This window comes from Pontiella desulfatans (genome assembly GCF_900890425.1).
In the GTDB taxonomy this organism is placed as follows: domain Bacteria; phylum Verrucomicrobiota; class Kiritimatiellia; order Kiritimatiellales; family Pontiellaceae; genus Pontiella; species Pontiella desulfatans.
This window is the reverse complement of sequence record NZ_CAAHFG010000002.1, coordinates 654244-675342: the sequence shown is the minus strand read 5'-3', so window position 1 is coordinate 675342 and position 21099 is coordinate 654244. Positions and strand designations below refer to the sequence as shown.

21 protein-coding genes and 1 tRNA gene are annotated in these 21099 nt (G+C 62.0%); 16 read left to right on the top strand and 6 right to left on the bottom strand.

What is annotated here, in order from left to right; genetic code table 11:
• Position 1 precedes the first annotated feature (1 nt).
• From E9954_RS18405 to E9954_RS18350, 12 genes are all read left to right on the top strand, one after another.
• Positions 2–1270, top strand: coding sequence for an outer membrane protein assembly factor BamB family protein (locus E9954_RS18405; RefSeq protein ID WP_136080756.1), 1269 nt, complete (start codon positions 2–4; stop codon positions 1268–1270).
• A gap of 105 nt (positions 1271–1375) precedes the next feature.
• Positions 1376–3577, top strand: coding sequence for a type II secretion system secretin GspD (gene gspD / locus E9954_RS18400; RefSeq protein WP_136080755.1), 2202 nt, complete (start codon positions 1376–1378; stop codon positions 3575–3577).
• The gene (locus tag E9954_RS18395; protein WP_136080754.1) at positions 3577–5253 is read left to right on the top strand and encodes a GspE/PulE family protein; all 1677 of its coding nucleotides are present in this window, start codon (positions 3577–3579) and stop codon (positions 5251–5253) included. The genes gspD and E9954_RS18395 overlap by 1 nt, the downstream gene beginning before the upstream one ends.
• A gap of 4 nt (positions 5254–5257) precedes the next feature.
• Positions 5258–6472: a type II secretion system F family protein gene (locus E9954_RS18390; protein WP_136080753.1), complete on the top strand. Its 1215-nt coding sequence runs from the start codon at positions 5258–5260 to the stop codon at positions 6470–6472.
• A 26-nt stretch (positions 6473–6498) separates the two neighbouring features.
• A complete protein-coding gene (gspG, locus tag E9954_RS18385) occupies positions 6499–6939 on the top strand; it encodes a type II secretion system major pseudopilin GspG (protein WP_136080752.1) in 441 nt (146 codons plus the stop codon).
• 24 nt (positions 6940–6963) lie between these two features.
• Positions 6964–7464 (top strand): prepilin-type N-terminal cleavage/methylation domain-containing protein, encoded by a 501-nt coding sequence (locus E9954_RS18380; protein ID WP_136080751.1) that lies wholly within the window; start codon positions 6964–6966, stop codon positions 7462–7464.
• Entirely contained in the window at positions 7457–7870 is a 414-nt protein-coding gene (locus tag E9954_RS18375) for a type IV pilus modification PilV family protein (protein ID WP_168442389.1), read from the top strand. The genes E9954_RS18380 and E9954_RS18375 overlap by 8 nt, the downstream gene beginning before the upstream one ends.
• A gap of 31 nt (positions 7871–7901) precedes the next feature.
• Positions 7902–8663 carry a type II secretion system protein gene (locus tag E9954_RS18370; protein ID WP_136080749.1) on the top strand — a complete coding sequence of 254 codons (762 nt, stop codon included), beginning with the start codon at positions 7902–7904 and terminating at the stop codon, positions 8661–8663.
• Positions 8664–8669: 6 nt separating this feature from the next.
• Entirely contained in the window at positions 8670–9704 is a 1035-nt protein-coding gene (locus tag E9954_RS18365; protein ID WP_136080748.1) for a type II secretion system minor pseudopilin, read from the top strand.
• 27 nt (positions 9705–9731) lie between these two features.
• Positions 9732–11072 carry a hypothetical protein gene (locus E9954_RS18360; protein ID WP_136080747.1) on the top strand — a complete coding sequence of 447 codons (1341 nt, stop codon included), beginning with the start codon at positions 9732–9734 and terminating at the stop codon, positions 11070–11072.
• A gap of 4 nt (positions 11073–11076) precedes the next feature.
• The gene (locus tag E9954_RS18355; RefSeq protein WP_136080746.1) at positions 11077–11694 is read left to right on the top strand and encodes a hypothetical protein; all 618 of its coding nucleotides are present in this window, start codon (positions 11077–11079) and stop codon (positions 11692–11694) included.
• A complete protein-coding gene (locus E9954_RS18350) occupies positions 11691–12563 on the top strand; it encodes a hypothetical protein (RefSeq protein WP_136080745.1) in 873 nt (290 codons plus the stop codon). The genes E9954_RS18355 and E9954_RS18350 overlap by 4 nt, the downstream gene beginning before the upstream one ends.
• A 479-nt stretch (positions 12564–13042) precedes the next feature.
• Here the strand turns inward: E9954_RS18350 and E9954_RS18345 are convergent, their stop codons facing one another.
• On the bottom strand, positions 13043–13564 hold the full coding sequence (locus E9954_RS18345; RefSeq protein WP_168442388.1) for an EF-hand domain-containing protein: 522 nt from the start codon (positions 13562–13564) through the stop codon (positions 13043–13045).
• Positions 13565–13778: 214 nt separating this feature from the next.
• On the opposite strand from E9954_RS18345, the gene E9954_RS18340 reads away from it, so the two are divergent.
• Both E9954_RS18340 and E9954_RS18335 read left to right on the top strand, forming a co-directional pair.
• Positions 13779–14459 (top strand): response regulator transcription factor, encoded by a 681-nt coding sequence (locus tag E9954_RS18340; RefSeq protein WP_136080743.1) that lies wholly within the window; start codon positions 13779–13781, stop codon positions 14457–14459.
• Entirely contained in the window at positions 14438–15892 is a 1455-nt protein-coding gene (locus E9954_RS18335; RefSeq protein WP_136080742.1) for an ATP-binding protein, read from the top strand. The genes E9954_RS18340 and E9954_RS18335 overlap by 22 nt, the downstream gene beginning before the upstream one ends.
• Before the next feature lie 9 nt (positions 15893–15901).
• Here E9954_RS18335 and E9954_RS18330 read toward each other — a convergent pair whose 3' ends face one another.
• From E9954_RS18330 to rplU, 5 genes are all read right to left on the bottom strand, one after another.
• A complete protein-coding gene (locus tag E9954_RS18330; protein ID WP_136080741.1) occupies positions 15902–16726 on the bottom strand; it encodes a 5-oxoprolinase subunit C family protein in 825 nt (274 codons plus the stop codon).
• Positions 16713–18116, bottom strand: coding sequence for a 5-oxoprolinase subunit PxpB (pxpB, locus tag E9954_RS33065; protein ID WP_222847229.1), 1404 nt, complete (start codon positions 18114–18116; stop codon positions 16713–16715). Before pxpB ends, E9954_RS18330 begins: the two co-directional genes overlap by 14 nt.
• Positions 18103–19164: a GTPase ObgE gene (obgE, locus tag E9954_RS18320; protein WP_136080740.1), complete on the bottom strand. Its 1062-nt coding sequence runs from the start codon at positions 19162–19164 to the stop codon at positions 18103–18105. Before obgE ends, pxpB begins: the two co-directional genes overlap by 14 nt.
• Positions 19165–19336: 172 nt before the next feature.
• Positions 19337–19591 carry a 50S ribosomal protein L27 gene (gene rpmA / locus E9954_RS18315; protein WP_136080739.1) on the bottom strand — a complete coding sequence of 85 codons (255 nt, stop codon included), beginning with the start codon at positions 19589–19591 and terminating at the stop codon, positions 19337–19339.
• Positions 19592–19609: 18 nt separating this feature from the next.
• Positions 19610–19924, bottom strand: coding sequence for a 50S ribosomal protein L21 (gene rplU / locus E9954_RS18310; RefSeq protein ID WP_136080738.1), 315 nt, complete (start codon positions 19922–19924; stop codon positions 19610–19612).
• Between the two features lie 236 nt (positions 19925–20160).
• Here rplU and E9954_RS18305 point away from each other — a divergent pair, with 236 nt between their 5' ends.
• Positions 20161–20919, top strand: a complete 759-nt coding sequence (locus E9954_RS18305) for a thioredoxin-like domain-containing protein (RefSeq protein WP_136080737.1) — start codon at positions 20161–20163, stop codon at positions 20917–20919.
• A 75-nt stretch (positions 20920–20994) separates the two neighbouring features.
• Positions 20995–21070: transfer RNA gene (locus E9954_RS18300), tRNA-Ala, on the top strand.
• Positions 21071–21099: the final 29 nt, after the last annotated feature.

Sequence of the window (21099 nt, the reverse complement as noted above, 5' to 3'; positions counted from 1 at the left end):
CATGAAAAAGCTACTGATTCTTGCATTGCTCGCAACCGGCTCAACCTTCGCGGGCGACTGGCCCCGGTTCCGCGGCCCCGGCGGTCTGGGCGTCAGCAACGAAACCGGACTACCGGCCCAATGGAGCGCAACGCAAAACCTCAAGTGGAAGCTCCGCCTGCCCGGCCAGGGTTCGTCCAGCCCGATTGTCGTGGGCGACCGGCTCTTCATCACCTCCTACAGCGGCTACGGCGCGGACAACGCGGCCGATGTGAACAACCTGAAGCGCCACCTGCTTTGCATCCATCCCGACACCGGCGAAATACGCTGGAGCAAAGAGATTCCCTCCACCGCCGCGGAAGATTCCTGGAGCGGTTGGCTCAGGGAGCACGGCTATGCCAGCCACACACCGGTCTGCGACGGCGAGCGGGTGTTCGTTTTCTGCGGAAAGACCGGCGTCATTGCCTTCGACATGGAGGGGCAGGAAGCCTGGCGCAAGAATGTCGGCACCTCGTCCGCCAACCGCCGCTGGGGATCGGCCGCCAGCCCCATCCTCCACGGCGACCTGCTGATCGTCAATGCCTCCGAAGAGAGCCGCACCATCTATGCGCTGGATAAAAAAACCGGCAAGGAGGTCTGGAAATACGAATCCGGCAAAACCGAACTCACCTACGGCACCCCCGCCCTCGCCGAGCTTGCCGGCGGAAAAAAAGAACTGGTCATGGCCGTACCGAACGAAGTGTGGGGGATCGATCCGGAAACCGGTAAACGCACCTGGTGGATCGATACGGAACTGAAGGGCAACATTTCCCCCAGCCTGCTCGCCATCAAGGACAAGGTCTACGTCTTCGGCGGCTACCCGCGCATCACCACCGTCGCCCTTCGCGCCGGTGGCGAGGGCGATGCCACCGGCACACACACGCTCTGGAGCAGCAGGGATTCCTCCTATGTCCCTTCCGCGGTCGAACACGAGGGGCACCTTTACTGGATCGGCAACAAGGGCGAGGCGTTTTGCATGAAGGCCGACACCGGCGAGCTGGTCTACAAGGAAAAGCTCGAGGCCGGCAGCGGCAATGCCTTCTATGCATCGGCCACCCTCGCCGACGGCAAGCTTTATGTCCCCAGCCGTAAAAGCGGAACCTTTGTGCTGGCGGCCAAGCCAAGCTTCGAACTCCTTGCGCAAAACCGCTTCGACTCGGACGAGAGCGATTTCAACGCCAGCGCCGCCATCAGCGGGGGCAAGATCTTCCTGCGCTCGAACGAAGCGCTCTACTGCATCGCCAATCAATAAGCCCGCGGTTACGGAACAGTAACCACAATCATTCCAATATCCATTCCGACCGACCGTTTTGCATGGAACAAATATTTGTTTCACCAAAACAGCGAGGTAGTCAGGATGGAGTGGAAAACAGGATGGAAGTCGGTTTTAGTGTTGGCGGTGCTCGGATGCGCCTCCGTGGTCCCGGCGCAGGATGAACAACAGAACTCGGGACGCCGGGGCGGCGGCAACACCGGCGGCATGCGGCCCGGCGGCTTGATGGGCATGCGGCCCGGCGGTGTGATGAACTCGCAGGAGGACGGCGCGAAGGCCACCGACCAGGCCACGCTCGATGCGGCCATCATGAGCGGGCGCACCGCAGGAACCGGAACGGGTTCGGATGTCGCCGTCAACTGGGAAAACATCACCCTCAAGGATTGCATCGAGGTGCTCTGCCGCGACCTGCAGATGGAATTCATCATTTCCCCCTCCGTCAACGTCTCGCAGGAGGTCAGCATCCGCGCCGGCGACGTCACGAAGTGGGAGCGCGAAGACAAGCTCGAAATGTTCGACGCCCTTCTTGAAACCGCAGGCGTGCAGCGCATCGAACGCGGCCGGGTGTGGGTCTTCTCCCCGTCCGACCTCCGGCCGATCGTCGAGGCGGACCGGGAGTCCGAATACCCCGACGGCAAGCCGGTCATCGGCGTGATCCGCTTGAAGAACATCGATGCCACCACCGCGCAAACCTTCCTCAACAACTTCAGCGGAAAGACCAAGAACATTTTCGGGATGGAGGATTCCGGCGTCCTGATCGTGATGGGCACCCGCGCCTACCTGGACCAGATGAACGACTTGCTCAAGATCGTCGATGTCCCGGCCTCGGTGATGGTGCAGCACGTCTTGGAAGTGGCCGATGCCTCGGATGTGGCCGAGGAGCTCTCCAGCGTCTTCTACCGCCGAACGGGCCACGACGGCTCCGCCGTCCAGTTTTTCGCGGTCGCCCGCCTCAACATGGTGGTCGCCCACAACGCCACCACGGCGATGGCCCCCGAGATCGAACGCTGGATCAAGATGCTCGACCGCTCCGACGGCCAGAACGAGCGCGTCACCAAAATATACCGACTGAAGGTGATCGAGGCCGAAACCATCGCCAAGACCCTCGACAACCTCTATTCCAGCCTCTACCAGCAAACCCTCGATCTGCAGAAGGAACTCGGCAAGAGTGCAACGAAGGAGTCCGCCGCGCAGACCACCGCCGCGAACAGCAAGAATAAAGCGGGCAACGCCGCCAAGACGCAAACCGCCACCGCAACGCCTGCGGCCCCCGCAACCGGCGATGCCGCCGGAACCACCGTCAACGAGGAGGTCATCGTCCTGTCCGACGAAGACACCAACACCCTCATCGTCAACGCCCCCGCCGACATGCAGCGGCAGATCGCCGAAACCATCGAAGAGCTCGACCGCTCGCGCCGCCAGGTGCTGATCGAAACCGTGCTCGTCGAGGTCACGCTCGATGAAAGCCTCGAGTTCGGCGTCGAGTGGGCCATCCTGGGCCAAGGCAACCCGAGCCATTCCGGCGCCCAAATGGCGAGCCTCGATCTCGACGAACTCACCACCGCCGAAGCCTCCATCAAATCGGCCGCCGACGGACTCTCCTACCTCTTCAACAAGAGCGACGATTCGCTTGCCCTCATCCACGCCGCGCAGGACGACGACCGGCTCCAGGTGCTCTCCTCCCCAACCGTGCTCACCCGCGACGGCATGGAAGCCGAAATCTCCTTCGGCGAAGAGGTGCCGATCCAGCAGAGCAGCGTGACCGACGCCGGCAAGGAAAACTTTTCCTACGACTACCGCGATGCCAAGATCACCCTGAAGGTCACGCCCAAGATCGACGACCACCGCATGGTCACCCTGGACCTGGAGCAAACCCTCCGCTCCATCAATCCGGAAACCATCGACGACGAAGCGCCCAAGTTCTACACCCGCGAGCTGCGCTCCAACCTCCAGGTCGAAGACGGCCAGACCCTCGTGCTCGGCGGCCTCATCCAACGCAACGACCAGAAGGTGCGCACCGGCGTCCCCTTCCTCAGCCAGATCCCCTACATCGGCTGGTTGTTCGGGCGCACCAAGACCGTCCGGGTCGGCTCCGAAATCCTGATGATCATGACGCCGCACGTCGTCGACTCGCGCGATGAAACCGACAAGCTCACCCGGACCTTCGAAAACAAGATCCTCGGCGCACTCCGCGAAAAGAACATCCGCTCCCTCTACAACCTCGGCGACGACGACGCAACGGATGCAACCGAGGCGGATGCGGAAACGGAAGAGGGGCAGGAATAATGGCCTACCGTCAACTCGGCGACATTCTCGTGGCGCAAGGCGCCGCCAACCGCGATGCCGTGCAGGCCGCACTGCGCAAGCAGGCGGGCAACGGCGACCGGCTCGGCGAAACCCTCGTCGGCGAGGGCGCCATCCAGCCCGCCGACCTGGCCGCCGCGCTGGCCGAACAGTTCGAGCTTGCGGTTTGCCCGGTCGAGGATCCGGCAAAGCATCTGTGGCTCGACGAAAACCTGCCCTATCCCTTCCTGGTCGAGCACCGCGTGCTCTTCCTCATCGACGGCGAAACCATCACCGCCATCACCGACGACCCAACCGACTGGGCCAGCCTCGAGGCCATCCGCATGCAACGCGGCGAAGAGCTGGAAATCCAGCTCGTGCCGACCCCGGCCATGGACGACGCACTCGCCCGCGCCGAGGATTACGCCGCCAACAACCTCGGCACCATGATGCAGGATGCCGAGGTCTTCGAGGCGGGCGACTGGGGCGACGAGGAGGAGCACCTGCGCGACCTCGCGCTCGAAGCGCCCGTGGTGCGCATGGTCAACCTCATCATCACGGCGGCCGTCGAAAAACGCGCCTCCGACATCCACATCGAGATCGGCGAATACAACCTGCGGGTCCGCTACCGCGTCGATGGCGTGCTGCACGAAACCGAATCGATCGACAAGAAGCACCATGCCGCCGTCACCTCGCGCATCAAGCTGCTGGCCAAGCTCGACATCGCCGAGCGCCGCATCCCCCAGGACGGCCGCATCAAGATGCAGATCCAGGGCTTCGACCTCGATATGCGCGTCGCCGTTACACCGACCATCTACGGCGAAAACATCGTCATCCGCCTGCTCAACCAGCAGCAGGTCGAGCTGGACTTTTCCAGCCTCGGCATGCCGGATCTCGAACGCGGTCAGTTCACCCGCATGGTCGAGCAGCCGCAAGGCTTCATCCTCGTCACGGGTCCGACGGGCAGCGGCAAAACCACCACGCTCCACACCGCGCTCACGCACCTCAACTCCGAAAAGGTCAAGATCATCACCATCGAGGACCCGGTCGAAATCCGCTTGCAGGGCATCAACCAGATCCAGATGAACCCCAAAATCGGCATGACCTTCGCCAACGGCCTGCGCTCCATCGTCCGCCAGGATCCGGACATCGTCATGGTCGGCGAGATCCGCGATGCCGAAACCGCCGACATCGCCATCCAGGCCTCGCTCACCGGGCACATGGTGCTCTCCACGCTGCACACCAACGATGCGGCCGGCAGCATCGCCCGTCTGGCCGACATGGGGGTCGAGTCGTACCTCATCGCCTCCGCGCTCACGGGCGCGCTGGCGCAGCGGCTCTGCCGCCGGGTTTGCCCGAAGTGCGCCGAAACCTACACGCTCACCCGTTCGCACCTGGCCGACTTCCCCGAAGCCGTCGAACCGGAATACACCTTCAGGCGCGGCCACGGCTGCGAGTATTGCGACGGTACCGGGTTCCATGGCCGCGTCGGCCTCTACGAACTGATGGGCACCAACGACGAGATGCGCGAGCTGATCCAGCATTCGCCCGAGGCCGGGCCGATCCGCGCGCTGGCCAAGCGCAACGGAACCAAGCTGCTGCGCGAGTGCGGCTGGCAGGCGATGGTCGAGGGAACCAGCACCGTCGAGGAAGTCCGCCGGGTAACCCAATGGTCATAGCGTCATGACAAAGTTTTCCTACAAAGCCGTGACCGCCGAGGGCGAAAGCCGCACGGGGTTCATCGAAGCGCCGACCGAGACGCGCGCCATCCAGCAGCTCCAGCGGCAGCGACTGGTGGTGCTCAAGGTGGTGCGCGCCGATGCCCTCGAAGGCAACGGCAACGCGGCGACCGCGTTCGGCAAGCGCATCACCGTGCAGCAGCTGATGGAGTTTTCGTCCGAAACCTCCGCCCTGCTCGATGCCCGGATTCCGCTGGAGCAGGCGCTCAAGACCCAGGCCGACCTCTGCCCGCATCCGCGCTTCAAGGAGGTGCTCACCGAGGTGTGGAAGGATGTAACGGGCGGCGCCTCGTTCGCCGACGCCCTCTCGCGCCACCCGAAGGTGTTCGAGCGGTTCTATTCCAACATGGTGCGCGGCGGCGAGGCCTCCGGCTCGCTCGACCTCATCATGCGGCGCATCGCGACGCTGCTGGAGCGGCGCCAGAAGGTGCGCTCCAAGGTCGTGACCGCCATGATCTACCCCTCGCTGCTGCTCATCATGGGCATCGCGGTGGTGGCCATCATGATGGTGTTCGTAATTCCGAAGCTGATCGAAATGTTCGAGGATTCCGGCGAAATGCTGCCCGCCTCGACGCGGGCGCTGATCGGCCTGAGCGGCTTCTGCCGCGAATACTGGTGGCTCGGCCCGTTGCTGGTCGTGCTGATTGCCGGGCTGTTCAAATTCTGGACGCGCAGCGAAGAGGGCCGCGTGGCCTGGGGCACGAAGGTGCTGCGGATCCCCATCCTCGGCGGGTTGTTGGCCGAGGCCGAAACCAGCCGCTTCTGCCGCATGCTCAGTGCGCTGCTCGAAGGGCAGGTGCCGATCCTCCAGGCCATCTCCATCACCGGTGGAACGCTCGGCAACGCCGCGCTGCAAAAGCTGATGCGCCGCGTCTACGAACAGGTGCAGGGCGGCAAGCCCATGGGCGCCATCCTGCAAAACGATCCCCTCTTCCCCGAGCTCGCGGCGCGGATGGTTTCCATGGGCGAGGATTCCGGCGAACTCGGAACCATGCTCAACAAGGTGGCCGACCGCTACGAGGAAAAGGTCTCCGCCAGCACCGACCGTTTCGTCAGCGTGCTCGAACCCGCATTCATCGTCGTGCTCGCGGTCATCGTCGGTTTCATCGTCGTTGCCATGATGCAGGGCATCATGGCCATGAGCACATCCGCAAGCTAGGGCATTCCATTGAACAGGAGAAAGACATGAACGAGAAGAAAAGAAAAAAGAGCAAGTCCGGTTTCACCCTGGTGGAGCTGTTGGTGGTGATCGTGATCCTGATGGTGATCGGCACCATCTCGATGCAGACCTTCCGCAAGGAGCCCGACAAGGCGCGGGTGCAGGCGGCGCGCACCTCGTTCAGCCAGCTCGAAACCGCCCTCGAGCGCTACAAGCTCGACGTGGGCACCTATCCCACCGAAGAGGCCGGGCTGAATGCGCTCGTCTCCGCACCGGAAGAGAACGACGGCGCATGGGGAGGCCCCTACATGCGCAAGGCCAAGGATATCCGCGACCCGTGGGGCAACGACTATCTCCTCAAGGTTCCGGCCTCCGACGGCACCGACTATGAAATCGTCTGCCTCGGCGCCGACGGCGCGGAAGGCGGAGAAGGTTTCATGGCGGATCTCTCGTCGATCGACGAATAAGGAATATCGAACAAGGACTCCGGAATGCCGAAGGACGGCCAAGCATCAAGCATCAGGAAGCGAGCTGCGAAACAAGCGTTTACGCTGGTTGAGCTGCTGGTCGTCGTCGTGATCATCGCGATCATCGCGGGCATCGGCATTCCGACGATTGAATCGATGACCTCCCCGAAATATACCCTTCGCAAGGAGGGGCGGCGCGTCATGCAACTGATGGCCGAGGCGCGTCTGGTCGCCCTGGCGCGAAAACAGCGCACGGAACTGCGCGTGAATCCGGAAACGAATGAAATCTCCATTCCCGGAAAAACGGTTGCGCTCGACGATACCATCGGGATCGAGATCCTCGCCGAGGAGGAAACGGAGGAAGGGAGCACCAACGTGCTGGCCGTTGTCTTCGCCCACTTCGGCGGCAGCGACGGCGGCGGCCTTGCGCTATCGAAGGAAAACGTCCGCTACGAATTCACCACCGATGTCCTGACGGGACGGGCCACCGCGGAACGCGCCCAAAAGGAGGATGACAATGACTAGGCGGGACGGCTTTTCGTTGCTTGAAGTCCTCGCGGCGCTGGTGGTTTTCACGATCGGCGTGACGGGGCTGCTGTCGGCGCTCGGCCATCATTTGCGCGACATCAACCAAACGAAGGACCACGCCTTGGCGGTGCGCATCGCCATGCGCGAAATGGATGGCCTGCGGCGATCCACCTACGCGCCCGACGCGGAGACCTCCGGCGAAGCGGGCCGCTACGAATGGCTGGCCGAAGCCTGGGCGATGGAACTCGACGATCTGCCGGGCATGGATTCCGACGATGAAAGCGCATCGGACGGAACCTTCCCGTACCAGCTGGAGGTTACGGTTTCGTGGAGCAACGACACCGGTGGCGAACGGAAGAACCATGTGAAGCTGCATGGGATCGGGCTTTTTGAAGATGCGTAGGAAAGATCCAATTTCGAACACGGAACAGGGGATGCCGAAGGAAGGCGCATTCCAAATCCCGCTCCACGGTACAAGGCAAGGCTTCACCCTGATGGAGCTTTTGGTGACGCTGGTGGTGGTGGGCATTCTGTGCGCGGCGGTCGGCGGGGTGCTGCGCAACGCGACCGGTTCGATCAACCAGGCCACGGATGCGCTCGACAACCTGACGCGCATGCGGTCGCTGGAGCTGGTGCTGGGCGAGGCGCTGCGCGATGCCCGCGCCCTGCAGCTCTCGCAGGATGAAAAGCGCTACCTGGAAGAGGACGGCTTCTACGATTCGGCGGAGGGCGACTACCGCTACCGCGGCGAAGAGGAGGCGCTGGGCTTTTGCCTGGACCGCCCGTTCCTTTCGGCGGAGCGCGACGGCTGCATGCACTGGGTGGTGCTGGAGGTGCGCACCGGCGAGGAGACCGATGCGCCGAGCCTGTGGCTGGTCGATGTCTCGTTCCTGAACGGCATCGACAATCCGGTCGGCGACGATTGGGGCGACAACGCGTTGTTTGCCGAGGAGGCGGAACTGCCGACCCGCGAAGTGTGCCTGCTCAAGGAGGCGGAATCGATCCGCTTCACCCATTGGCAGCTCGACGAGACCGACATGACCGGCGAGCCCGAACCGCTCGAACTCGAAGCCGAGGAGGTCGAAGGCGACTATGCGCTCGAACTGCCCGACTATATCGAAATGGAAATCAAGCTCCCGAAGATGGACGCGGAAACGCTGGTCTTTGATTACAGTGTACGAAGGAATGGAATTTAGCCACGGATGAACACGGATCAACACAGCTTAGTCCGCCCGGGCTCCAGGAGCGGCTCCGCCCTCATCCTGGTGCTGGCGGTGACGGTGGTGCTGGCGTTCCTGGTGGCGAACTTCTCCGCCGAGATCAAGAACGAGCTGAAGGCCGCGGGCGCGCACTATGAAGAGGCGATCAATACGCAGCTGGCGCGCAGTGCGTTCGAGCTGGCGCGGCTGGAGCTGGCGCGCGGCGGATCGCTCTACGCCAACGGCCATGGCGACGCCTTTCTGATTGCGGGCACGGAGGACTATGAAACGGAGATCGAGGAGCTGCTACTTTACCGCGAAGGCATCGCCCTCGGCCGGGGCTTGCTCTCCTACCGGCTCATCCATTCGCCATCGGCCCTCGATCCGAACGAGCTGGGGCAAAACGATTGGCACCGCCTGCTGGAAGTCGCCTGCGACATGGAAGAGGGCGACGAGCGAAGCGCGCTGGTCGACTGCATCATCGACTGGACCGACGAGGACGACATTGCCCGCGCCAGCGGCATGGAGGAGGACGACTATCAGGAACTCGACACGCCGCGCCACGTGAAGAACGGCGTGTTGGATTCCTTCGAGGAGCTGCTGATGGTGCATGGCATGACGCGCGAACTTTTTTTTGGAACCGGCAACCCGGCGCGGGTCGAGGACGGCATGCTTTGGGGCGGCGGCATCCTGCGGTATCTGATCGGCGACCACTCGCCGGAGGGACGCGCCTCCGCGCAGTATGTCTTGTCGGGGGCCGTTCCGGCGGACGACGATTACGACGAGGACGAGGAACTTGAATACAGCAAGGTCGAAACGCTTCCGGAGCAGCTGTACCTGCTCGCCAGCGGCCGCATTGAAGCCGAAGACGACACCGAAGAGGCAGACCGGGAGGTGGTTTCCGAACGCATCGTTTTGGTTCGCCTCCGGTTGGGTGAAGGGCAGGATGCCGCATATGAAATCGACGACATGATGGGCAACGCGCCGCGCGAAACCGTGGAGCGGGTGCTGGCCTACGGCGTGCCGGAGGACGATTGAGAACAATGAAGGGAACGGATGGGTAGCATGAACAAAAAAGCAAACATGTGCATCTTGTTCCACGACACCGCGGTCGATGTGGTGTTCGTGGACCGGACGATGCTGGGGGCGCAGATCAAGTTGATGGAGCGGTTGCCGCGCGACGAAGAGCTGTTCGGCGCAGTGGCCGGATTGATGGCCTCGACCGGGAAGACGCCGGGGCGGGTAACGCTGGTTGTGCCGCGCGAAATGGCCATGCAGCGCACCCTGCGCTATCCGGCGGTGGTGCTGGAGGAAATGGCGGGCATGGTGCGCAACGAAGCCACGCGCCATGTGCCGTTTTCCGAAGATGAACGGTTGCTGGGCTGGTCGGTGGCGGAATCGCCCGACGGCAAGCAGGCGGTGCTCGACCTGGTGGCCGCGCGTTCGCCGGAGGTGCGCGGGCTGGTGGAACGTTTCGAGGACGCCGGGGTTCCGATCGACGAAGCGGTTTCGTTTGCTTCGCTGGCCGCCCCGCAACTCGCCGGCATCTCCAGCCTGCTGGTGCTGGTTGATGAGCGGCATGTGCAGCTGTGCCTCTATGGCGAGGGCCTGCTGCAGGGGGCGCAGACCCTTCCGCGCAAGGACGACGGCACCGTGCGCCACCGCGTGCTGGGCGCCGTCCGCCAGATGGTGGCGCGCAACAAGGCGTGGCTGGGCGACGAAGGGATTTGCCGGATCCTGATGGGCGGCCCGGCGGAGGCGGCGGAACTGGGTGCGGACCTGGGCACGGCATTCGGTCTGCATGCGCGCCCGCTCGAACTGCCCGAGCCGATTGCGCCGCTGGAGGAGGAGGCCGCCATATCGTTCGCGGACGCCCTGATTGCGGCCATGGCCGAACCACCGCCAACGCTGAACCTGCTCGAAGAGCGCCAGCGGAAGGTTCCGGTCAACAAGCGCACGGTCGCGCTGTATGGCCTCTGCCTGCTCTTCGTGTTCGAGATGTTCGCAACCTATGCCTTCCGCACCGGGGCGCCGGCGCTGCAGCGCCGCAAGACCGCCCAAGAACTCCGGGAACTGCGGCACGAGACGGCCTCGATCCAAACGATGAAGGAAAAGAACAAAACCTACCACCGGCAATTGGCGCAGCTGGCCAAGGTGTGCAACGCCGATGCGGGTTCCATGGAAATCCTCAAAACACTATCCGATTCCCTCCCCGAAGACACCTACCTCAAGCAGATCGACTGTGGCCGGGAAGAGCTGGTCCTGAAGGGCAGCTCCAAGGAACCCGACAAGCTGCCGGAGCTGGTGATGAAACTGGCCTTCATCGATACGATCAGCGCGTCCGAAATTGGAACGGAGCGCGATGGCTACTATGAGTTTTCGCTAACGGCCCGGCTAAGGAGATAGAGGTATGAAAAAGTTGTTTCAACGATTGTCGCGGAAGGAGCGGCTCTACGTGATGGCCGGTGCGGCGGTGCTGTTTTTCGGCATGGTGGTTTATCCTGGGGCGAAGAAGGCCTCCGCTTACCGCGAGGAGCAGCGCGGGCTGCTCGAGGGCGAAATGCAGATGCTTGAAAGCCTCTATGGCCTGTACTACGACGAAGGGGCGATCACCACCGAGCACCAGCAGCTGCGCGGCGCGCTGCGCGAAGCCGACGACCTGCTGTTCCCGCCGATCGAAAACCCGATCCTGACGCAAACCGCCATGATCAAACTGTTCAACGAGCTGGGCCCCGACCTCAACCTGCAGACGACCTCCGGGAGATCGTCGGTGGGCGATGCCGCGAACCAGATGAACCTTTCCGTCAAGGGCCAGGGGCGCTATGCGGAAATCCTCAAATTCATGCACCGCATCGAGACCTACCGGCCGTTGATCCTGATCGAGGGCTTTTCCATTTCGGAACGGCGCTCGCGCAGTAGCCGGCGCAGCCGGTTCCCGATGCGCAGCACGGGTAGCCAATCCGAAGAGCCAACGCTCTCCCTGGAGTTGGCGATCCAGATCATCTGCCAGGAAGGAGGCGAAAAATGATTCCGAACATTTCCAAGTATGCGCTGCCGGGAATCGGCGCGCTCTGCGTGCTCGGCACCGTCGCGGTCGGGGTGGCCATCACCCGGCCCGTCAACGTGGACATCGACAGCAACACGACCGCCTACACGGCACGCGAACCGCAACGGCCCCGACTCAAAAGCGACGTGCCGACCATGGACGAAATTTTGGAGAAGCATCTCTTTTCGAAAACGCGCAAGGCCTCGGGGGCGAACAGCTTTTCCGACCTGCTCGTGAAGGGCGTCTATGTCGGCGAAAAAGGCAGCGTGGTGCTTTCGCTCAAATCGCGCCCGACCGTCAACCTGCGGATCTGGCAGGACAATGTCAGCCAGGTCATCAAGCAGATCAGCGATCCGCGCGACCCGCGGCAGACCATCGTCGATTTCCTCAACGAATGGGACATCCTGGAAATCACGATGAAAGGCATGACGGTTGAGCATTTTGTGACCGGGGAGCGAGAAACCTACGCGGTCGACTATACGCCCACCAAGCATGTGGCCGATAGCGCCGTTGGCGGCTATGGCCAAGGGATGCTGGCCGAGGCGACATCCGGCACCAAGACCGTTGCCCGGCAGTCCACCCCCCAGGCGCAATCCGCCCAAGGCCTCATGATCGACCAAATGCGCAACATGATGCGCTCGATGTCGCCCGAGCAGCGCGCGGCCTTTGCCCAGCGCATGGGCGGCCAGCAGGGGCAACAAGACGAGCCGCCGCAACAGGGGGATCGCCAGCAGGGCAACAACACCCGAACCAGCGGCGGCAGCTCGACAAGAACCAGCGGTTCGTCCGGCGGCGGTTCGTCCGGCGGCGGCTCGTCCGGCGGCGGCTCGTCCGGCGGCCGGAGCCGGTAATGCCAGCTTGAGTTTGAGTTTGGCCGAACCACTCCCCGCACGAATCAAAAGGCGTTAACCTTAACTCGGGAATGGAACCACGGATGAACACGGATGGACGCTGATATCCAGGAAGATCCGAAAGTTGTTGCACGCGAAAGGACGAACGACCCAAGCCCGAACGAATGCCGAAGTCCGAATGGCCGAAGGGTTTGGCGCGGAAGGGCGGCATTTCGGGTTTCGTTTTTGGTTTTTCTTTTGGTGCCTGGGTGCTTCGTCATTATTCATTCACACAACGCGTGTTCTCTTGCTGTACAAATCGGCCATGCCCCCTCCCTGCGGGTTGGTTATCGGTTATGTATATCCGGCTTGGGTATCTGTGATTATCCGCGTGCATCTGTGGTTCATTTCCGTTTCTAGGATACGCGCAAAAAAAACGGCGCCCGGGAAAGAATGGAGGGATCCCGGACGCCGCCGACCGCCTGGGCGGTCTTGGAATTCTAGTTGCCGCCGCGCCGGCTCTGCATATCCTTGCGCATCTCGGCGCGTTCTTCTTCGCTGAGCTGGCCGTCGCCGTCCTTGTCGTATTTCTTAAGCATTTCCTCACGGCTGGCGCCGCCCTGCGGGCCGCTGCGCTGCCCACCCTGGGTGTTGGGTCCGCCGCGCCGGCCCTGCTGGCTCTGCATGCGGCTCTGCTGTTCCTTCATCATGGCTTCGACTTCGGTGGCATCGAGCTTGCCGTCGGCATCCGCGTCGAATTTCGCAATGAGATCGGCGGCGCTCAGGCGTTCGCCGCCGCGCTGCTGCCCTTCGCCCTGCTTCCCGCCGCCCTGCTGCTGCATCTCTTCACGCATGGTGTTGCGCTCTTCTTCGTTGAGCTGGCCATCGCCGTCCTTATCGTATTTCTTGATCATTTCCTCGCGGCTGCCGCCCCGGCCGCCGGGGCCCTGGGCCTGGGCGATGGATGCCGCGCCCATGAGAGCCATTGCGAGTCCTGCCGTTTGCCATGTTTTCGATTTCATTGGGTTCTCCTGTGGTTGGATGTGTTCAGGAAACGCCGCATCCCCTGGAAGACCGCCTTCCTCTGGAGCCTGCATTGCTTCGCATGTCCTGATAACGAAGGGGGGCGCGGGAATATTGGATGGCGAAGGGTTACGATTCCGTAACGAGGGAAACACAATAAACCGCCAACGCCATCCGTTTGGTTCTCCATCACGTCTCTCAGGGGAGGAACCGATGCGGATTTTGGTTGTTGAAGATGAAGAAAAGATTGCGAACCACGTCCGCAACGGGCTGGAGGAGCTGGGGCATGTCGCGGAGGTCGCCGACAATGGCGACGACGGCTTTGCCATGGCCTCGAGCGGGAGCTACGACATTGTCCTGCTGGACATCTTGCTACCGGGGCGCGACGGGCTTTCGGTGCTCAGGGCGCTCCGCGAAGACGGGAACGCCATTCCAATCATCCTGCTGACGGCGCTGGCGGAAAACCAGGAGCGCGTCGAAGGGCTCGAACTCGGCGCGGACGACTATGTGACCAAACCCTTTTTCCAGAATGAGCTCGTGGCGCGCATCAATGCCGTGACGCGGCGCAACAGCGTCCTGCATGCCGGGCCGCTGATGCTCAACCTGGTGACCCGCGAGGCGCGCTATGGCGACGAGGAAATCTTTTTCGCCCCGCGCGAATTCAGCCTGCTGGAATATTTGATGCGGTCGCCGGGCAAGGTGTTCACCCGCAGCCAGCTATTGAAATATGTGTGGGGCTATGGCTTCGATCCCCAGACCAGCCTGATCAAGGTTTGCGTTCGGCGCATCCGCGAAAAAATCGACCGCGACGGCCATAGCTTCATCGAAACGGTTCGCAACGCGGGTTACCGCTTCAATGCGGAGGCCAGCCGGTGCCACGCTCCTTCAAGCTAAAGCAGGCGTTGTACAGCGTTGCGCTGTTCGGGATTTTGCTGACGGGCTATTGCGTCTATTTCCTGCGCATGTCCTACCGCGTTGGCGTCGAGCGCACCGACAACGAGCTGCAGGCCATCCTGGGCAAACACATGGAACGCTACCGGGCGAGCTCCTCCTGGAAACACCTCGAAGACCGCTTGCTGGAACTGGAGCGCGAAGACCCCGGCAAGGGCCTCGTCTTCCGCATGGAGGACTACGACGGAAACATTGATTTTTCGTCGGCCACATGGCCGCCGGGCTTCGACGGCCAACGCATTCTCCAGGCGGCCGGCTCGACGCTGGACCCAACCCTTCCCCGGAGCGAACCTGCCACCACGAACCGCCCCCCCTTTTTCAGACGGGGGCCGCCCTCGGGAATTCCCACGTCGCTCCCGGTTTTCGAAACCGTCGGCTCCTACCGGATGATGGCCATTTGCAACCCCTCGGCCCGCTTGCTCTTCGGCATCAGCCTGGAACCGCTGGAGGCCGAACTCGGCGAATTCCGCAACAACCTGCTGCTGTCGGTGCCGCTGGCGTTTTTGCTGCTGGTTGGCGGCGGCTGGGTGCTGGCGCAGCTGGCGATGCGCCCGGTAAACACCATTGTGCATACGGCGCGCAGAGTCACCGTCCTCAACCTGGACGAGCGCATCTCCGTGGCCAAGGCCGACATCGAGTTCCGGGAGCTCATCGACACCATCAACGACATGCTGCAGCGCCTGGAGCGCAGCTTCAAGCAGGCGGCGCGCTTCAGCGCCGATGCCGCGCACGAACTCAAGACCCCGCTCACCATCCTTCAGGCGGACATCGAAGCGGCCCTGGGCCATTCCGCCGATGGCTCGGACGACCAACGCACCTACATGGACCTGCTCGACGAGGTGCAACGTCTCGATGGCATTCTCCGCAAACTGCTGATCCTGTCGCAGGCCGACGCCGGACGGATTGCGCTCAACAGGGAAACGGTGGATCTTTCGGAACTGGTCGGCGAGCTTTGCGACGATGTGTGCAGCCTCGATCCCCGGCAGGAGACGCAGGCCCGGATCGAACCCGGCATCGAGGTCGAGGCCGACCGGGGGTTGCTGGAACTCCTGCTCCGCAACCTGGCCGGCAACGCGGTGAAGTATAGCCAGGGCGAACCGCCCATCATCCTGGAGCTCTCGCACACGGAAGGATGGGCGAGCCTGACGATCTCCAACCGGGGAATCCCCATCCCCGACAGCGAACGCCACCGCGTGTTTGAACGCTTCTACCGGGTCGACAAAGGCCGAAACCGCAAGATCGACGGCACCGGGCTGGGGCTCTGCCTCGCCCTAGAAATCGCCCACGCCCACGGCGGGACGCTCGAACTGATCGATGGCCAAACGGACGAAACCACCTTTCGCCTGCGCCTGCCAATCCGCAAAACAGCGCCGTAGGCAGCCGCCCTACCGCACCTCGGCAAACCGGATGGCGTCGCCCGGCCGGGCCTGGGCGAGGATCGGCAGATCTTCCTCCACCACGTTGCCGATGCGGGGATAGCCGCCGGTGGTCGGGTGGTCGGCCATCATGACGATGGGCTGGCCGGAAGGCGGAACCTGGATGGTGCCGAAGGCGATGCCCGCCGACACCATCTGCGCATCGGAACGGAACGAGAGCGGCGTTCCCTCCAACCGAATGCCGGTGCGGTCGGACTTGGCGGACACCGTGAAGGCTTCGGTCAGGAAGGTGTTCAATCCCCCGCAGTCGAACCAGTCCGCCTCGGGGCCGGGGATGACGCGTACTGTGCGACGGGGCAGGCGAGCCGCCTGCGGTACATGCTTTCGTATCGAAGGCGGCTCGCCTGCTCCGATGCCAAGAGGCAACACATCGCCCGTCTTCAACACTTCGCCCAACTTCCCCGGCACATAGGTCGAGCGACTCCCCATCACAACGGGCACATCGATCCCTCCCTCAATGGCAATGTAGGCGCGGTAGCCACTCTGCATGGGCTCGAACCCGATGCGCTCCCCCGCCTTAACATCCAAGGCCTGGAAATGATCGGCATAAGCAACGGCCAGCCGGGTTGATTGGCTGAATTCGAGAACCGGCATCGTGCCGGTGGCTTCGAGCACGGCGGCGTCCGGATCGTTGCCCAACAAAGCATTGGCCGCGCCGAACGCGTGGCGATCCATCGCGCCGCTGGGCGGAAGCCCGTAGCGGAGCCAGCCCGGCCGGCCGGCATCCTGCACCGTGGCATACATGCCGGGTTCGATGATTTCAACCGTGCGCATCGAACGCCTCCGCGGAAACCGGCACAAAGCGGACCTCGTCGCCGGGGTCGAAAAGGAAGGGCTTTTCCGCCGCAGGATTAAACAGCGTCAACGGGGTGCGCCCAATGATGTTCCAGCCGCCGGGGCTTGCGAGCGGGTAAATCCCGGTTTGGTTTCCGGCAATGCCAACGGAACCCGCCGGCACGGATAGCCGCGGCGACTCCAGCCGCGGTGTGGCCAACCGGGCATCGAGGCCGCCCAGGTAGGCGAAGCCCGGGGCAAAGCCGAGCATGTAAACCCAATAGACCGACTCGCCATGCAACCGCACCACATCCACAACCGACAGCCCGTTGTGTTGCGCCACCAACGATAGGTCGGGACCGTCGTAGCATACGGGAACCTCGACCAACCGGGGCTTCGGCAAACCGGCCGCGCCCTCTGGCAGCTCCTCGATTCGGTGGCGAAGTTCATCGAACGACACCCGCGACGGATCGAAATCAATCTTGAGTTCGGAATAGCACGGCACCAGCTCCCGGATCCCGGCAGTCCCCTCCAGCGCCAGCTGCAACCCCCGGATCCGGCGATGGGTTGATTTTGCGATGCGCGACGGGAGCCGCGCGAGCAGCGAACGTTCGCCGAGAGGGGAAAAGCTGAACCGGTGCTCGCCCGCCTGTTGCACCGCAATCCCCTGCTTCTCGAAAAACTTCCGGAGGCTGGCGACGAATGCGATGGCGGAGGGATTGTCGCCGTGGACGCAGACCGAGTCGGCCTGGATCGGGAGCAGCGTGCTTCCAACGGTGGGCACCTTTTGCCGGAGCACCATCATTTCAACCTGCGCAAGGCTGGCCGATTCGTCGTGGATCACCGCGCCGGGCTGCGAACGGGGAACCAGCCGGCCTTCGGAGGTGTAGGCGCGGTCGGCGAATACTTCATGGACGGCCACGAGCCCTGCATCTTCGGCGGCGCGCGCCGTGGCCGAGTTGGAAAACGCAATGAGACGCAGAGCGGGATCGAGCCGCTGAATGGAACGGCAGAGGGCCAGTGAACGCCCGTAGTCGCTGGCAAGGTCGTTGTAGAGCGCGCCGTGGAGCTTGACGTGGCGAACCGTTGCCCCCTCCCCGGCGGCGATGCTTTTGAGCAAAGCAACCTGCCCACAAACAACGGCGCATAGTTCATCGATGGAAAGAGCCATCGAGGTGCGGCCAAAGTTGCCGGGATCGGGATATCCGGGATGCGCACCGATGGCAACCCCGTGTTGCCTGGCGAGGCGCACGGTGCGCCGCATGGTTTCGGGGGTTCCCGCATGGGCACCGCAGGCGATGTTGGCAGAGGAGATGAACGGCATGACCGCGGCATCGAGCGAGCCGTCGTCCAGCTCCCCCAAATCCGCATTCAGGTCAATCGTCCTCATTCTCCGACTCCGCCGCTTCGAGTTCCGCGGTTTCCTGGAGCACTTTTCGGGTTTCGAAAAAATGCTTGTAGAGATATTCCTTCACCGGCTCGAGCCCTTCGCCGAGCTCGGCGGAGATTTCGAGAATAGGCTCGTCGGTGCGCTGCTTGAATTCCTTGAGCTTTTCTTCCGCTCCGGGACTATCCATTTTATTCGCCACGACCATATACGGCGTATAGGAAAGCTCTTCCATATGGAGGCGGAGTTCTTCCTTCAGGTGCATGAAATCGTCGGTGGGATTCCGCTCATCCGTGCCGGCCATATCGAGCACGAAAATGATGAAGCGGGAACGTTCGATGTGGCGCAGGAACTGGTGGCCGAGGCCAACCCCTTCATGCGCGCCTTCGATCAGGCCGGGAATGTCGGCAATCTTCAGCCGGCTGAAATTTTGATATTCCAGCGTTCCGACAATCGGATTGATGGTCGTGAAGGGATACGGCGCAATTTTCGGATGCGCATGCGTCAGCTGGCTCAGCAGGGTCGACTTGCCGGCGTTGGGATAACCCACGAGGCCGACATCGGCCATCAACTTGAGTTCGAGCCAGAAAACCTTCTCCTCGCCCTTGGTGCCATCCGTGGATTGGCGCGGGGCTTGGTTGGTGGAGCTTTTGAACCGTGTATTGCCAAGGCCGCCGTGCCCGCCCTTGCAGATGAGCAACTCCTCGCCGTCCTTCAGCAATTCGCCCACAAACTCATCGGTTTCGGCATCGATAACCACCGTGCCGGGCGCCACTTTGACGATGCAGTCGGCCGAGTTCTTGCCGTGGCAGTCCGACCCCAACCCATGCTGGGCATTCTTCGCCTTTTGGTGCGGCTGGTAATAGAGCGGCAACAGGGAATCTTCATTGACGTCGCAGCGCAGGATCACGGAACCCCCATGGCCGCCGTCGCCGCCGTCGGGACCGCCCCGGGGAATGTACTTTTCACGGCGGAACGAAACACACCCGTTGCCACCGTTGCCGGCGCGGGCATAGATTTTGACGCGATCTTTGAATACGACGTGTTTCATAGGGGGAGTGTAGGGTTTTAAGTGGTGAAGTGTTAAGCCCTAAGTTAGGAAGACAAGAGGCCCGGCCTTCAGCCATTTAAAACTTGAATCTTAAACCTGCGGAACACCGTTCCGCCCAAAAGAAAAGGTGGGCTTTAAAAACCCACCTTCGCAAGCTTGGCGTAGCTTGGAACTAAGCAACCGCTTCTTCGCGAATATGCACCTTGCGCTGACGCTTGTTGAATTCAACAACACCGTCCTTCAGCGCGAAAAGCGTGTAATCGCGTCCGCAGCCCACATTGTCGCCAGCGTGGAATTTCGTTCCAACCTGACGGACCAAAATGCTGCCCGCAGTTACTTTCTGGCCACCGAAGCGCTTTACACCACGACGTTGTGCATTACTGTCGCGACCGTTGCTGGATGAACCTTGTCCTTTTTTATGAGCCATGACGAACCTCCCGCAAATTTATGCGCTGATTTCTTCCACTTTAATTTTGGTCAGCTCCTGGCGATGACCAATTTTACGACGATATCCCTTACGGCGTTTCTTCTTGAAAGAATAAATCTTTTTGCCGCGCAGGTTTTCAACAACCGAAGCCTTAACCTTGGCCCCCTCAACAACCGGGGTGCCGATCGAGAGCTCGGAACCGTTGGAAACGGCCAGAGCGTCGAACTCGACACTTGCGCCTTCGTCGGTTGCAAGCAGTTCGATGTCAAGAACATCGCCCTGCTGAACGCGGTACTGTTTTCCGCCGGTTTCAATTACTGCATATGCTTCCATAAATAACCTCAATACCCCGAACGGGGCTTTCTTCCCAAAAAATCAAGGGGCGGAAACTACGGAATCGCCCCGCCACTGTCAACCCCAAACAAAGCCAAAAAACAGCGAAATAAGCCCGGATTCCCGCGGACCGGAGCAAAACACCGGTTCCGGCGGCAACCGCGCACGAAAAATGATCCCCGACTGGTACAAGCCCTGCTACTTGCATTCATCTAAACCAGCGAGGACAATCCTATATGAAACCCAGTTTTGCAATCTTTTGCACCACCGCGCTGCTTATGGGCGGCTGCGGCTCCTCCAACCGGATGGGGTCGCTCGAAAAAACGCTCGAAGGCGCGGTTATCGACCATAACGGCAACGCGGTCAACGCCAGCTATGCCCTCAACACCAACCACCTGCTGCTCTATTTTTCCGCCCATTGGTGCCCGCCCTGCCGCGCCTTCACCCCGGAACTCGTCAAATTCTACAACCAAAACAACGGCGGCCAGCTCTTCCAGGTCTTGCTCATCAGCAACGACCACACCGACCAAGAGATGCAAGCCTACGTCCGCGGCGCAAAAATGCCGTGGCCGGCCGTGGTCTACCACTCCGAAGCCCGCAAGATCCTCAATAACCACTATAGTGGACAAGGCATCCCCCGCCTGGTGCTCCTCGATAGCGCAGGGGAAATCGTTGCCGATAGTTTCAAGGGCAAAACCTACCTCGGCCCAAACCACGTGCTCGAGGAACTCGCCAAGCTTCTTGACGAACGGGAGCGCGACCCCGCCGGCCTATCCAAAGCCACCGGAGCCCCGCTGGCCACCCCCGAAAAATTCAAGCGGCTCTACAAGATCGACGGCTTTGGCTCTGGAGCCGCCGGGAACATGGCCTTCATCAACGGAAAGGTCACCCAGCAAGGGGCCGAGCTCGACACCGGCGTGGTCGTCGAGAACATCACCGGCACCTACGTCGAGATTTCATTCGAAGGCAACCGCTACCGCCTGAAACCGGAATAATCCACCTAAATAAAAAAAATTAAACAAAGCGGGTTGACTCGCCCCGCCACCCTGCGTATAAAGCTCGTCTTTTCCGGGGGATTAGCTCAGCTGGGAGAGCGGTTGCATGGCATGCAACAGGTCATCGGTTCGATCCCGTTATCCTCCACCACCCTCAAGGGGCTGATTTTCGAATCAGCC